This is a genomic window from Bradyrhizobium sp. CCBAU 45389 (assembly GCF_028128625.1).
In the GTDB taxonomy this organism is placed as follows: domain Bacteria; phylum Pseudomonadota; class Alphaproteobacteria; order Rhizobiales; family Xanthobacteraceae; genus Bradyrhizobium; species Bradyrhizobium liaoningense_B.
In genome coordinates this window covers 161631-175674 of sequence record NZ_LBIY01000010.1, presented here as the reverse complement: position 1 = coordinate 175674, position 14044 = coordinate 161631, and the positions used below count along the sequence as shown (strand labels likewise).

Below are 14044 nucleotides of genomic sequence, written 5' to 3'. Positions count from 1 at the left end.
TGCCCTCCACTTCATCTTCGACCGAAATGTCCGGCCCGTCGCAAGGCCGGATCCGGCAAACAGCCGCCTGGCTGACCGGACTCCTTGTGCTGGCCTTGGGGCTGGCGCTCGGCGCCTGCACCTCCCTGCCCCGCACGCCCTACACGGCCGCTGAAGCCCAGGCCTCGCGCGTGCTCGATATCGACGGCCTCCGCCGCTACGCCGACGAGCCCGTCACGAAGTTCAGCTTCGAGAAGGACACCAGCACGGCGACGAAAACCTATCTGGCACTCTCCGGCGGCGGCGCCGACGGCGCCTACGGCGTCGGCGTGCTCAACGGCTGGACCGCCGCCAGAACCCGTCCCATCTTCTCGGTGGTCTCGGGCGTCAGCACCGGCGGCCTGATCGCGCCGTTTGCATTTCTCGGCTCCCAATATGACGACACGCTGAAGGAGGTCTACACCAGCGGCATCGCGGAGAGCCTCTTGAACGATCCCAGCATCATGCGCGTGCTGTTCGGCTCCGGCCTGTTCGGCAACACGCGCCTGCGCGAACTCGTTGCCCGCTATGTCGGGCCGGAGATCATGGCCCAGGTCGCGCATGAGAACGCCAGGGGCCGCAGGCTGCTGATCGTGACGACCGATCTCGACACCCAGCGCACTGCCATCTGGGATATGGGCAAGATCGCGGCGATCGGCACGCCCGAGGCGCTCAAGCTGTTTCGCGACGTGATGGCGGCTTCCGCCAGCATTCCCCTGGTGTTTCCGCCCATCATGATCGACGCCGAAGGCCAGGGCCGCCGGTTTCAGGAGATGCATGTCGACGGCGGCGTGACGGCACCGGTGCTGACGCTGCCCGAAGCCTTGCTGTTCCAGGGCAGCCGCCTGCCGGGCACAGCGAAGATGGACATCTACATCCTCGTCAACAAGAAGATCGAGCGCAACTTCGAGCTGGTGTCCAACAGCACGATCGACGTCGCCTCGCGCAGCCTGTCGGCGATCACCCAGTCGCAGACCCGCTCGATCATCTTCTCGACCTACGATTTCGCCAAGCGCAACCGCCTTGGCTTCCATCTCTCCTATATCGCGCGCGACTATCCGGCCCCGCCCTCGGAAGGGTTCGACACCGGCTATATGAGGGAGCTCTATCAATACGGGTATGAGAAGGCCGCGGCGGGCCAGGCCTGGACTTCGACGCTGCCGTGACGCTGGTGGCGGAACGACGCGCTATTGAAACCGTTGACGATACGGCCAATTCGGCCAGATTCGCGATGACGCCCAGGCTCCTGCGCGATATAGAGCGAATGACAGGCAACGCGCAGGAATCATTGGGCATGGGATTGACTGCGACCAGGACAAGACCGGCAACGCCGCGGCGCGAGGTGCCGAAATCGCGTGGCGGCCGGCCGACCAAGACCGCCGCCATCGAGCGCGACCAGCGGCTGATCGAGGTCGCCACCCGCCTCTTCCTGGACCGCGGCTTTGACGCGACCTCGCTCGATGCGGTTGCGGAGGCGGCGCGGGTGAGCAAGCCCACCGTCTATTCCCGCTATGGCGACAAGCGCGGCCTGTTTGCGGCCGTGCTGAGGCGCGAGATCGAACGCTGGCTTGCGCCGCTGTCGGCTGCCGCGGAAACGCAGCTCTCCAGCGCCGCGGACATTTCGGTGGAGCAGCGGCTGGTCGAGGTCGGGCGCGAGATGCTGAACTTTACTTGCGGGCCCGATGCCGTCGCCTTCAGCCGCATGATGACGTCGCAGGCCATCAACTTCCCTGACGTCGCCAAGCTCGGCAAGGAGGAAGGCTGGCTCAAGGCCGTCGCCACCACGGCGCGCTTCTTCGACCATCTGGTGGCGCAAGGCGCGCTGGACATCGAAGACACCACCATCGCGGCCGAGGTGTTTCTCGACGTCGTCGTCGGCCACACCCATCGCATGGCGACGTTCGGAACGGCGCTCGAGATGAAGTCCGCGGAAAAGCGGATGCGCACCGCAATCAAGCTGTTCCTGGCCGGCGCGCTGGGCCCCGCCGACCGTGTCAAGGACGCCGCCAAGGGCGTGCCGCGGCGCCGCCCCGCCCGCTGACAATTCCGTGAGCCCGCGAGTTTTCCCTGCGGGGTGTCGTTGACCAAAATAAAACGATACGGTATGGTTTAGTTATAAGTTGGTACGGGCCGCTTTTTTCACCAGCCCCAAAAGAGGTCAGTACCGCTTCGATCGCCGCGGCGGGTACAGCCCGCCACGACGCTCCGCGGCCGGCCTTTGCCCAAGGTCGGCCGCGAATTCTTTACGATCATCCGGCACACTCGCTGGCCGAGGGTTTCGAGCATGAAGGCAGCACGGCAATACCCCTGGACGTTTTTCGCGGTCGCCCTGTCGGCGTTGCTCGTCGCAGCGCCGGCGCAGGCGATCGTCTCGGCCGGAAGCACACCCACCGCCCTTCACAGCGACACAGATGGTGACGCCGAGGCCGACCGCCAAGCAGTCAGCCGCGAGATCGAGCGCTTCCGCAGCTCGTCGATTTCGATCAGTCAGGCCATGGCGATTGCCGAGGCCCGCCACGCCGGCGCCACGACGGCAGATGTGAGTTTCGACGGGGCTGCCCGCGTGCCGGTCTACCGGGTGAAGACCCTGCACAACGACCGCATCTGGCGCCACACCATCAATGCGGCGACCGGCGAGCTCGTCGGCGGCGAAGCCGCCCTGCCCCTCGCCGAGCTCGACCATGAGGACCGCAGCAATCTCGCAGCGCTCGGCGCCATCAGGCACCGCCTTGCCGACGCCGTAAGCGTCGCCGAGCGCGCAGCCTCGGGCAAGGCCATCAGCGGTGGCCTCGTGCGCGAACGCGGCCGGCTCAGTTTCGCGATCGTCGTGATCAGCGGCGACGACCTCAAGGAGGTCATCCTGGAGCCGCCGGGCGCCCGGGCCAAATAGCAGCGGGTCCCTCGCGCGGCCACATTCCCGCCGAAAAGCCATTGACGGGCGCAAGACTCTCCCGCATAAGTCGCCGCCATGTTCACGACCACCAAACGCACGACCAAAACCACCACGGCCCCAGGGGCCCGGGGAGGCGTGCGCGCGTAGGTCGTCGACTTAAACGCATCAGCTCTACCGAAGCCCCGCCCTCGATGGTCCGGGGCTTTTTTGTTGTCTAAATCTCAAATGCAATGGAGGACAAAGTGAGTAACGATCCCGTCGTCGCGATTGTCGGCGTCACCGGTGCGGTGGGCGCCGAATTCATCGCCACCATGGACAAGCGCGGCTTTCGCGTCGGCAAGCTCAAGGCGCTGGCGAGCGCCCGCTCCGCCGGCAAGACGGTGTCGTTCCGCGGCCAGAACGTCGTCATCGAGGAACTGACCGAGCGCGCTTTCGAGGGCGTCGACATCGCCCTGTTCTCCGCCGGCGGCAGCATCTCCAAGAAGTTCGCGCCGATCGCGGTCAAGTCGGGCGCCGTCGTGGTCGACAATTCCTCCGCCTTCCGCATGGATCCCAACGTGCCGCTGGTGATCCCCGAGATCAACGCGAACCGCATCCGCGACCACAAGGGCATCATTGCCAACCCGAACTGCGCCGCGATCACCGCGCTCGTGCCGCTCTGGCCGATCCACCAGAAGAACCGCATCAAGCGCGTCATCATCTCGACCTACCAGGCCGCCTCCGGTGCCGGTGCTGCTGCGATGGAGGAGCTCGTCGAGTCCACCCGCGCCAATCTCAACGGGCAGGTCTATACGCCGAAGGTGATGCCGCACCCCTACGCCTTCAATCTCTTCAACCACAACACTGCGGTCGATCCCGAGACCGGCTACAACGACGAAGAGACCAAGGTCATCAAGGAAACCCGCAAGATCTTCGAGGACGAGAGCATCGCGGTCGGCGTCACCTGCGTCCGCGTGCCGGTGCTGCGCGCCCATTGCGAGGCCATCACCTTCGAATGCGAGAAGCCGATCAGCGAGGACCAGGTCCGCGCCATCATGGCGCAGGCCCCCGGCGTGAAGGTCGTCGACGACCGCGTCAAGAACTACTTCCCGATGCCCATCGACGCCTCGGGCCAGGACGACGTCCTGGTCGGCCGCATCCGCAAGGACCTCAGCGATCCCTCAGGGCATTCGATCTCGATGTTCGTGGCGGCGGACCAGCTGCTCAAGGGCGCGGCGCTGAATGCGGTGCAGATCGCGGAGCTCCTGCCGCAGCGGGTGATGGCTTAACAGAGGGAGATGTAGGGTGGATTAGCCGAAGGCGTAATCCACCTCTTTACAGTCCACTCGGACAGTATCGTAGGGTGGGCAAAGGCGCGCTAGCGCCGTGCCCACCTTTCTTCTCCGTATTCGAGAAAGACGTGGGCACGCTTCGCTTTGCCCACCCTACGGCGCCGGTGCTAGTCGCCCGCTCGGAACAACAGGCACGCATCCCCATACGAATAAAACCGGTATCCGTTCGCAATCGCGTGCGCGTACGCCTGCTTCATCGTCTCGAGCCCGGAGAATGCCGACACCAGCATGAACAGCGTCGACTTCGGCAGGTGGAAATTTGTCATCAGGATATCGACGGCGCGGAAACGATAGCCGGGGGTGATGAAGATCGAGGTCTCGGCGGCGAATGGCTGGATCGTGCCGTCTTCGCTCGCCGCGCTTTCGATCAGACGCAATGACGTCGTGCCGACCGCGACGATGCGGCCACCGTTCTTCCGCGCGGAGTTGAGCCGCTCGGCCGTCTCGGCCGAGATCGTGCCCCACTCGGCATGCATCTTGTGGCCCTCGGTGTCGTCGACCTTGACCGGCAGGAAGGTCCCTGCCCCGACATGCAGCGTGACGCGGTTGATCCCGACGTCGCGTGCGCGCAGCGCCTGCTCCAGCGCGGGCGTGAAATGCAGGCCTGCGGTTGGAGCCGCAACCGCACCTTCATTCGCCGCGAACATGGTCTGGTAGTCGGCGAAATCCTGATCGTCAGGCGTGCGCTTGGAGGCGATGTAGGGCGGCAGCGGCGGGCTGCCGAGGTCGGCGATGGCCTGATCCAGCGCCGGGCCGTGGAACGAGAACGACAGCGTCACCTCGCCCTCACTGCCCTTGGCTTCGACCTCGGCGTCGAGATGGCCGAGCAGGCAGACCTTGCCTTCATTGCCGAAACGGATGCGGTCGCCGGCAACCAGCTTCTTCGCCGGCTTCACCAGCGCCTGCCAGCGCGAGCCGTCGAGCCGCTTGATCAGCGTCGCCTCGATCTTCGGCTCGGTCTCGCGGCCCATGCGGCGGCCCTTCAATTGCGCCGCGATCACCTTGGTGTCGTTGACGACGAGCTGGTCGCCGGGCCTCAGCCATTGCGGCAGGTCGGCAATGACCTGGTCGCGCAGCGCGGCGTTCTCGACGACCAGCATCTTCGCGGAGTCGCGCGGGCTCGCCGGGCGCAAGGCGATGCGCTCGGCGGGCAGGTTGAAATCGAAGAGATCGGTGCGCATGTCTCACTAGCACCGTCATTCCGGATCGCCGCGCTTCGAGCGCGGCGATCCGGAATCCCGAGATTGTGGTGCGAGATTCCGGGTTCGCGCTGTCAGCGCAAAATCGACGCCGTGCGCCGATTTTGTCGCAGCGCCCCGGAATGACGGGTGACTATTCCTTGTCCGCGGCCATCCGCGCCTTGACGATCTTGTCCGGGTTCTGCACCGGCTCGCCGCGCTTGATCTTGTCGACGTTCTCCATGCCCTCGGTGACCTTGCCCCACACCGTGTACTGGTTGTCGAGGAAGCGAGCATCGTCGAAGCAGATGAAGAACTGGCTGTCGCCGGAATCGGGATTGGCGGCGCGCGCCATCGAGGCGGTGCCGCGCACATGCGGCTCCTTGTTGAACTCGGCCTTCAGCTTCTTGCCGGAGCCGCCGGTGCCGGTGCCGTGCGGGCAGCCGGTCTGGGCCATGAAGCCCTCGATCACGCGGTGGAACACGATACCGTCGTAGAAGCCCTCGCGGACCAGCTCCTTGATGCGCGCGACATGGCCGGGCGCGAGGTCGGGCCGCATCTCGATGGTGACGGGGCCCTGGGTGGTCTCGAGGATCAATGTGTTTTCGGTGACGCTCATACTCGTCTCTCTTGCGTTGGGGGTGAAGTCTTCCGGTTACGGAACTGGATCGCGAACGGACGCCCCGCAGCAGCGCCGGCCATCGCATCGGTAAATGGCATCGGCGTGCAGCGTTGCAACGCCTCCATCACCGCGATCCGGTATTGCAGCCGGTCATTGTCGGAGGCCTCCGCGGATTCATAGGTAATCCTCGGATGGCCCAGAATGTTTCCGGCCCGGTTAAAGCTCACGACGACGGTGATGTCGAGTGGGCGGGCCTTGGCGGGCGGCGGCGGCTTCCAGCAGGTGCGCAGATGCCGGAAGACATCCTGGATGGTGTTGACCTGTGCGTCCTCGGCCTTCGCGCCTGCGACACCGAGCAGCAGCACCGCGGCAGCGAGCAGAAGCCTGTTGCCGCAGCGCGCCATCGCGTTTCCCTACTTGATGTCGGAAGCGACCTGCACCTTCACCATCTTGTCGGGATCGGTGACGGTGCCGCTGGGCGAGCCGGCAGGCGCCTTCTTCAGCTTGTCGACGACGTCCATGCCCTGCACGACCTCGCCGATCACGGTGTACTGGCCATCGAGGCTGCCGCCGTCCGCGAACATGATGAAGAACTGCGAGTTGGCGGTGTCGACGCTGTCGCCGCGCCGGGCCATGCCGACGATGCCGCGGGCAAAGTGCACCTTGGAGAATTCCTGCTTCAGGTTCGGATATTTCGAGCCGCCGGTGCCGTTAAATTTCTCGCCGTCGCCGGTCTGCGCCATGAAGCCGTCCATCACGCGGTGGAACGGCACGTTGTTGTAATAGCCCTCGCGCGCCAGCTGCTTGAGGCGCTCGGCGTGCTGCGGCGCCAGATCGGTCCTGAGCTTGATGACGATACGGCCCTTGGTGGTGTCGATGACCAGCGCGTTGGCCTTGTCGAGGTTCGCCGGAAGCTGCTGCGCCACCGCCGGGACCGCGCTGAAGAGCGCGGCAAAGATCGTGGCAAGAATTGCGAGACGACGGATCATGAAAACTCCGGATCTGGTGAGATGAAGCAGCGCGCCGTTATCCGGCGAATTTGGCCTTGAGCAGGGTGGCAACGAGCGGCGGCACGAAGGTCGAGACATCTCCGCCCATCCCAGCGATTTGGCGCACCAAAGTGGCGGTGATCGGGCGGACCATGGGAGAGGCCGGCAGGAAGACCGTATGCACCTCGGGCGCCATGGCCTCGTTCATGCCGGCAAGCTGCATCTCGTAGTCGAGGTCGGTGCCGTCGCGCAGACCCCGAATCATGATGGTCGCACCGTGCTTGCGCGCCGCGGTCACCGACAGATCGTCGAACGTCACGGCTTCGAGCACGCAGCCGGCCTGGGCCGCGATCGGACCGCAGACGTCCTGGAGCATCTGCAGGCGCTCCTCGGTCGAGAACAGCGGCTTCTTGCCGGGATGGACGCCGATCGCGACCACCAGCCTGTCGCACAGGGGAACGGCATGCCGGACCACGTCCAGATGGCCGTTGGTGATGGGGTCGAAGGAACCCGGATAGAAGGCGATGCGCGGCATGGCCACCTCCTACCGCGCCCGGCCCGGCCCGGCAAGCCGGGCTGGTTCCTTGTCCGTTTCCTGCCCGTTTGCCGGAAATGTCCGCTGGAGGTGTCGGCCATGGCCGGTTTGTTTCGTCCTGGGGGCGGCCACGAAACAAAACAGAGCGCGAACGAAACCATTTCCAGCCTCCGCGAAGACGTCCGGAAACTGGTCATGGTTACTACTCCGGCCAACGAATGACGGGCCGCATACTGGGCGTAGGCGGCCGCATCACAGGGGACAGTCAATGATCAAGGCTCTTTCAGCGATCGCACTCTCTGCGTGTGTTGCCGCAGCCCTCACCCTCCTGCCCGGCTTTGCGCCGACCGTCGAAGCCAGCGTGCCGCAGCCGCTCGCCAAGAGCGACCGGCTTGATATCCGCACCATCGGCCGTGACTGCTCGCAGCAGGCCTGGCCGAATTTCGAAGCATCGTGCCTGCGCCGCGCCGGCACCAAGGCCGATGTCCGCGAGGCCCGCCTCGTGACTGCCGACCGCACGCCGTAGTCGGATCTGTCAGTTTCGCGTCAGCTAAGCCCCACAAAATAAACCCCAAAATAAACCCCATGGATATTTGCGACGTCTCGTCGCAGACTGCGTGATGCTCGCGCCCGTCGGAATGGCCCGCCGGGCGCGATCCCATCGGGGGGTTGCCATTGTCCAGTACGCCCGCAGTCGCTTCCGGCCATCATCCCGATCCACTGCCGCTTGCCATGACCATGGGCGCCCTCGGGGTCGTCTATGGCGATATCGGCACCAGCCCGCTCTACGCCCTCAAGGAAGCCGCCAAGGCGGCTGCCCATGGCGGCACGTTAAGCCACGACGCTGTCCTGGGAGTTGCCTCGCTGATCCTCTGGGCGCTGCTGCTGATCATCTCGCTGAAATATGCGCTGCTGATCCTGCGCGCGGATAATCGCGGCGAGGGCGGCATCGTTGCCCTCCTGGCCCTGCTCCACGCGCGCAACGCGCAACCCGGCACCTGGCGGGCGCATCTGCTCGTGGTAGGCCTCGTCGGCGCCGCCCTGCTCTATGGCGACGGCGCGATCACGCCGGCGATCTCCGTGCTCAGCGCCATCGAGGGCCTCAAGGTCGATGCGCCCTCGCTCGCGCCGGTGGTCGTGCCCATCACCGTCACCATTCTGATCGGGTTGTTCATGATGCAGAAGCAGGGCACCGGCTTCATCGGTCGCATCTTCGGCCCGGTGATGCTGGCCTGGTTCGTCGTGCTCGCCGCGCTCGGCATCCACGGCATCGTCAAGGCGCCCGCGGTGCTGGCCGCGCTCAGCCCGTTCTATGCCTTCAACTTCCTGATCCACCAGGACTTCCACATTTCGTTCGGAATTCTCGGCGCGGCCTTCCTCGCGGTGACCGGCGGCGAAGCCATGTATGCCGACATGGGGCATTTCGGCCGCATGCCGATCCGGCTGGCTTGGTTCGCGATCTGCCTGCCCGCGCTGGTGCTGAACTATTTCGGGCAAGCCGCGCTGCTGATTACCGATCCCGCCATGATCGAGAATCCCTTCTTCCAGCTCTGCCCGGACGCCCTGCATTATCCGCTGGTCGCCTTCTCCGCGATCGCGACCGTGATCGCTTCGCAGGCGATCATCTCCGGCGTGTTCTCGCTGACCCAGCAGTCGATCCAGCTCGGCTTTTTGCCGCGCATGCAGATCCGCCACACCACCAGCGATGCGATCGGCCAGATCTACGTGCCGCTGGTGAACTGGCTGCTGGCGGCGGGAACGCTCGGCGCGGTCTTGAGCTTCGGCACCTCGGACGCGCTCGCCGGCGCCTACGGCATCGCGGTGTCGCTGCTGATGGCGATCACCACGCTGCTCGCAGCCCTAGTGGCGATCCAGTGGGGCTATTCGCCCTGGCTCGTGGTCGCGGTCAATGGCTTCTTCTTCGTGATCGATGTGATCTTCTTCTCGGCCAACTCGGTCAAGCTGTTCGAGGGCGGCTGGTTTCCGCTGCTGCTCGCCGCGCTCGTCGCCTTCATGATGCTGACCTGGCGTGCCGGCGTGAAGCTGGTCGAAGCGGCACGCGGCCGGCTGCGCCAGCCCGAGGAGGATCTGATCGAGACCGCGGTCAACAAGTGCAGCGCAAGGCTTCCCGGCACCGCCGTGTTCCTGGCCTCTGCGCCGCGTGGCGTGCCGCTCGCGCTGACCCAGTTCGTCAAGCACAACCGCGTGCTGCACGAACGCGTGCTGCTGGTCACAGTGCTGATCGAGGAATCCCCGCACATTCCCGACGAGGAACGCGCCGACGTGCATGAGATCATTCCGGGCATCACCCGCGTGATCCTGCATTACGGCTTCATGCAGAACCCGACCATCTACGAAGGGCTGACTCTCACGTGCCGGCAGGGCAAGCTGCCCGGCATCGACCTCGCCGACATCACCTATTACGTCGGCCGCGAGACCATCATCCCGCGCGAGGATGTCCCGGGCATGTGGGTCTGGCGCGAAGGCGTATTCGCCTTCCTCCAGCGCAACGCCGAACGCTCCGCCGCGTTCTTCGGCGTGCCGACCAAGCAGGTCGTGGAGTTCGGGACAGAGCTGGAGATCTAGGCAAAGTGCGTAGCCCGGATGGAGCGCAGCGCATTCCGGGTTTCTTGCCGCGCGCACAGAGTCCCGGATTACGCTTGCACTCTATCCGGGCTACGAGCCTGACCTTGAAGCCATGGCAACCAGTGACGCTCCACCCTTGCAGCTAAAGCCCCGCCTGTCGGTTTCGGTCGATCAGGCGCAAGCGATCATCCGCCGGATATCGCCGCAGGCATCGCTGCTCGGCATCACCGAGCTACATGGCGGGGAGATCAGCACCGTGCTCGAGATCACGCTGGCGAATGCGCCCGCCTGCATCCTCAAGGTCTATCCGGAATCGCTGCAGTGGAAGATGGCGAAGGAGGTTTACGTCCTGGGGCTCCTGCGGGACCTCAGCACGTCCATTCCCAAAATCCTGCTTGCCGACGACACGCGAACGGCAATCGATCTGAACTATCTGCTCATGACCAGGCTCGACGGCACGGTGCTCGGCCGACGCGAGGCGACGCTGTCGGAGGCCGAGTTGTTTGCGATCTATGCCGAGATGGGCGCGGCGCTGCGCCGGATCAACGACGTCGTCCTCGACAGCTTTGGCTATATCGGCCCCAACGGCGTCTGGACGGTGCATCCGAGCAACCATGCCTACATGTCCGCGCAGTTCGAGAGGAAGCTGACGGAGTTCTGCACACGCGGCGGTGATCCCACGCTGGCCGCGCGCCTGCGGGACAGTGTTGCAGCTCGGCAGCATCTGTTCGAGGCAGCCGTCACCCCTCGCCTGTGCCACTACGATTTCCACGCCGGCAACGTGCTGGTGACGCGGGAGGGCGAACCGCATCTGACGGGCATCGTCGATTTCGAGAATGCGACATCTGGCGATCCGCTGATGGATATCGCGAAAGCGCTGTACTATTTCACGCCGAAGGATGCGCCCAAGCGCGACGGATTACTCGCCGGCTATGGCACGATCGCGCGCCCCGACTGGGAGCAGACGCTCGCGCTCTACCACATGTATTGCACGTTGGAGCTCTGGTGCTGGATGGCCCAGATCGGCAAGCGAGAGGTGCTTGCCGATCTTACCAAGGAGCTTGCAAATGCCGCATAGAACGGGGCGTCACGCTCCATTCCCGTTCTCGCCGTTCCCGCTCTCGGCCTCTTCGGTGATGTGCTCCACCGACACCACGTGCTCGTCCTCGGCGGTGTCGAACACGATCACGCCCTGGGTCGAGCGGCCGGCGATGCGGATGCCTTCGACGGGGCAGCGGATCAGCTGGCCCTTGTCGGTGACCAGCATGATCTGATCGGCCTCCTCCACGGGGAAGGACGCCACGAGGTTGCCGTTGCGGTTGTTGACGCTCATGGCGACGATGCCTTTGCCGCCGCGGCCCGTGGTGCGGTACTCGTAGGACGAGGTCCGCTTGCCATAGCCGTTGACGGAGACGGTCAGCACGACCTGCTCCTGCGCGGACATCTCGACATAGCGCTCCTGCGGGAGCTGGAAGCTGCCGGAGGTCTCCTCGGCCTCGGCATCGGCCGGAGCCTCGTCCGTAGCGGCCTCGCCCGCGACCGCGCGGCGCATCTTCAAATACGCCGAGCGCTCGTCCGAGGTGGTCTCGACGTGGCGCAGGATCGCCAGCGAGATCACCTTGTCGCCCTCGCCGAGCGCAATGCCGCGCACGCCCATCGAGGTGCGCCCGGTGAACACGCGCACGTCGGTGACGGGGAAGCGGATGCACTGGCTGCCAGCAGCCGTCAGCAGCACGTCGTCGCGCTCGGTGCAGATCTGCACGTCGACGATCGCCTCGTTGTCGTCGAGCTTCATCGCGATGATGCCGGAGCGGCGGACGTCGACGAAGTCGGACAGCTTGTTGCGACGGACGTTGCCGCCCGTGGTGGCGAACATCACGTCGAGCTGGCCCCAGGTCGATTCATCCTCCGGCAGCGGCATGATGGTGGTGATGCGCTCGCCCTGCTCCAGCGGCAGGATGTTGATCATGGCCTTGCCGCGCGCGTTCGGCGCGGCCATCGGCAGCCGCCAGACCTTTTCCTTGTAGACCTGGCCGCGCGAGGAGAAGAACAGCACCGGCGTGTGCGTGGAGGCTACGAACAGGCGGCTGACGAAATCCTCGTCGCGGGTCTGCATGCCGGAGCGGCCCTTGCCGCCGCGGCGCTGAGCCCGGTAGGCCGACAGCGGCACGCGCTTGACGTAGCCGGCGTGCGAGACGGTGACGACCATGTCCTCGCGCTGGATCAGGTCCTCGTCCTCGACCTCGCCTTCCTGCTCCATGATCACGGTGCGGCGTGGCGTGGCGAATTCCGTCTTCACCTCGGTCAGCTCGGTCTTGATGATGTCGAGAATCCGGGCGCGCGAGCGCAGGATCTCGAGATAGTCGCCGATCTCGCCGGCGAGTTTTCCGAGTTCTTCGCCGATTTCGTCGCGGCCGAGCGCGGTGAGGCGCGCCAGACGCAGCTCCAGGATGGCTTTCGCCTGATCCAGCGACAGGCGGATCGTGCCGTCCTCGTTGATGCGATGGCGGGGATCGTCGATCAGCGTGATGATGTCCTCGACGTCCCGCGCCGGCCAGTCGCGCGTCATCAGGGTGTCGCGCGCAGCCGCCGGAGTCGGCGAGGTCCGGATCACGCGGATGATCTCGTCGATATTGGCGACCGCGATGGCGAGGCCGACCTGCTCATGCGCGCGCTCGCGCGCCTTGCGCAGCTTGTATTTGGTCCGGCGGGTGACGACCTGCTCGCGGAAGCCGACGAAGATCGTCAGCAGGTCCTTCAGGTTCATCGTCTGCGGACGGCCGCTATCGAGCGCGACGGCGTTGACGCCGAAAGAGGTCTGGAGCGGCGTGAACTTGTAGAGCTGGTTCAGCACGACGTCGGGCACGGCGTCGCGCTTGAGCTCGACGACGACGCGGTAGCCGTCGCGGTCGGACTCGTCGCGCAGATCCGAGATGCCCTCGATCTTCTTTTCCTTGTAGAGCTCGGCGATGCGCTCGACCATCGTCGCCTTGTTCACCTGATACGGGATCTCGGTGATAACGATCGCCTCGCGCTCTTTGCGGATCGTCTCGAACGTCACCTTGCCGCGCATCACGATCGAGCCACGGCCGAGATGATAGGCGCTGCGGATGCCCTGGCGCCCGAGGATAATGCCGCCGGTCGGGAAATCCGGGCCCGGGATGATGTTGTTGAGCTCGTCGATGGTCAGCGACGGATTGTCGATCAATGCCAGGCAGGCGTCGATGACTTCGCCGAGATTGTGCGGCGGGATATTGGTGGCCATGCCGACCGCGATGCCGCCGGCGCCGTTGACGAGCAGATTCGGGAAACGCGCCGGCAGGACCACCGGCTCCTTCTCGGAACCGTCGTAATTGTCCTGGAAGTCGACCGTCTCGTTGTCGATGTCGTCGAGCAGCTTGAGCGCGATCTTGGTGAGGCGCGACTCGGTGTAGCGCATGGCCGCTGGCGGATCGCCGTCAACCGAGCCGAAATTGCCCTGCCCGTCCACCAGCAGCTCACGCAGCGAGAAGTCCTGCGCCATGCGCACCAGCGCGTCGTAGATCGCCTGGTCGCCGTGCGGGTGATATTTACCCATGACGTCGCCGACGATACCGGCGGACTTCTTGTGCTTCTTGTCGGGCGTGAATCCCTGCTCGTTCATCGAGAACAGGATGCGGCGATGCACCGGCTTCAGACCGTCGCGCGCATCGGGCAGCGCACGCGATACGATCACGCTCATGGCGTAATCGAGATAGGACTTTTTCATCTCGTCGAGGATGGAGACGGGGCGAATGTCCGAGGGTTGCGCCGGCTGGTCGCCGGGCTTGTTGTCGTCGTCAGCCAAGGGGGAATCCGGTGAGTTTTTGTCTGGGAATCATATAGCGCATCACACCCCTGATAACCACCCTTG

13 protein-coding genes are annotated in these 14044 nt (G+C 65.0%); 7 read left to right on the top strand and 6 right to left on the bottom strand.

Annotated elements, in window-relative coordinates; translation table 11 throughout:
• Positions 1 to 26 precede the first annotated feature (26 nt).
• The 4 genes from XH79_RS06350 (at position 27) to XH79_RS06335 (ending at position 4179) form a co-directional block, all read left to right on the top strand.
• Entirely contained in the window at positions 27 to 1184 is a 1158-nt protein-coding gene (locus tag XH79_RS06350) for a patatin-like phospholipase family protein (protein ID WP_271581138.1), read from the top strand.
• Between the two features lie 128 nt (positions 1185 to 1312).
• On the top strand, positions 1313 to 2059 hold the full coding sequence (locus tag XH79_RS06345) for a TetR/AcrR family transcriptional regulator (RefSeq protein WP_271581087.1): 747 nt from the start codon (positions 1313 to 1315) through the stop codon (positions 2057 to 2059).
• A 243-nt stretch (positions 2060 to 2302) separates the two neighbouring features.
• Positions 2303 to 2908, top strand: coding sequence for a PepSY domain-containing protein (locus XH79_RS06340; RefSeq protein WP_212336199.1), 606 nt, complete (start codon positions 2303 to 2305; stop codon positions 2906 to 2908).
• 233 nt (positions 2909 to 3141) lie between these two features.
• Complete coding sequence (locus XH79_RS06335; RefSeq protein ID WP_271581086.1) at positions 3142 to 4179, top strand: aspartate-semialdehyde dehydrogenase; 1038 nt, start codon at positions 3142 to 3144, stop codon at positions 4177 to 4179.
• 170 nt (positions 4180 to 4349) lie between these two features.
• Here the strand turns inward: XH79_RS06335 and queA are convergent, their stop codons facing one another.
• The 5 genes from queA to coaD all read right to left on the bottom strand — a co-directional run bounded on the left by queA (position 4350) and on the right by coaD (position 7566).
• Positions 4350 to 5423: a tRNA preQ1(34) S-adenosylmethionine ribosyltransferase-isomerase QueA gene (queA, locus tag XH79_RS06330; RefSeq protein WP_271581085.1), complete on the bottom strand. Its 1074-nt coding sequence runs from the start codon at positions 5421 to 5423 to the stop codon at positions 4350 to 4352.
• 151 nt (positions 5424 to 5574) lie between these two features.
• On the bottom strand, positions 5575 to 6039 hold the full coding sequence (locus XH79_RS06325; protein WP_018642141.1) for a peptidylprolyl isomerase: 465 nt from the start codon (positions 6037 to 6039) through the stop codon (positions 5575 to 5577).
• Positions 6036 to 6446: a hypothetical protein gene (locus XH79_RS06320; protein WP_212336193.1), complete on the bottom strand. Its 411-nt coding sequence runs from the start codon at positions 6444 to 6446 to the stop codon at positions 6036 to 6038. Before XH79_RS06320 ends, XH79_RS06325 begins: the two co-directional genes overlap by 4 nt.
• Positions 6447 to 6455: 9 nt before the next feature.
• Positions 6456 to 7031: a peptidylprolyl isomerase gene (locus tag XH79_RS06315; RefSeq protein ID WP_271581084.1), complete on the bottom strand. Its 576-nt coding sequence runs from the start codon at positions 7029 to 7031 to the stop codon at positions 6456 to 6458.
• A 37-nt stretch (positions 7032 to 7068) separates the two neighbouring features.
• On the bottom strand, positions 7069 to 7566 hold the full coding sequence (gene coaD / locus XH79_RS06310) for a pantetheine-phosphate adenylyltransferase (RefSeq protein ID WP_271581083.1): 498 nt from the start codon (positions 7564 to 7566) through the stop codon (positions 7069 to 7071).
• A 268-nt stretch (positions 7567 to 7834) separates the two neighbouring features.
• Here coaD and XH79_RS06305 point away from each other — a divergent pair, with 268 nt between their 5' ends.
• The 3 genes from XH79_RS06305 to XH79_RS06295 all read left to right on the top strand — a co-directional run bounded on the left by XH79_RS06305 (position 7835) and on the right by XH79_RS06295 (position 11230).
• Complete coding sequence (locus XH79_RS06305) at positions 7835 to 8092, top strand: hypothetical protein (protein ID WP_211411166.1); 258 nt, start codon at positions 7835 to 7837, stop codon at positions 8090 to 8092.
• Between the two features lie 206 nt (positions 8093 to 8298).
• Positions 8299 to 10152 (top strand): potassium transporter Kup, encoded by a 1854-nt coding sequence (locus XH79_RS06300; RefSeq protein ID WP_271581137.1) that lies wholly within the window; start codon positions 8299 to 8301, stop codon positions 10150 to 10152.
• A 112-nt stretch (positions 10153 to 10264) separates the two neighbouring features.
• Positions 10265 to 11230: a phosphotransferase family protein gene (locus tag XH79_RS06295; protein WP_271581082.1), complete on the top strand. Its 966-nt coding sequence runs from the start codon at positions 10265 to 10267 to the stop codon at positions 11228 to 11230.
• 9 nt (positions 11231 to 11239) lie between these two features.
• On the opposite strand, the gene gyrA is transcribed toward XH79_RS06295, so the two are convergent.
• On the bottom strand, positions 11240 to 13978 hold the full coding sequence (gene gyrA, locus XH79_RS06290) for a DNA gyrase subunit A (RefSeq protein ID WP_271581081.1): 2739 nt from the start codon (positions 13976 to 13978) through the stop codon (positions 11240 to 11242).
• Positions 13979 to 14044: the final 66 nt, after the last annotated feature.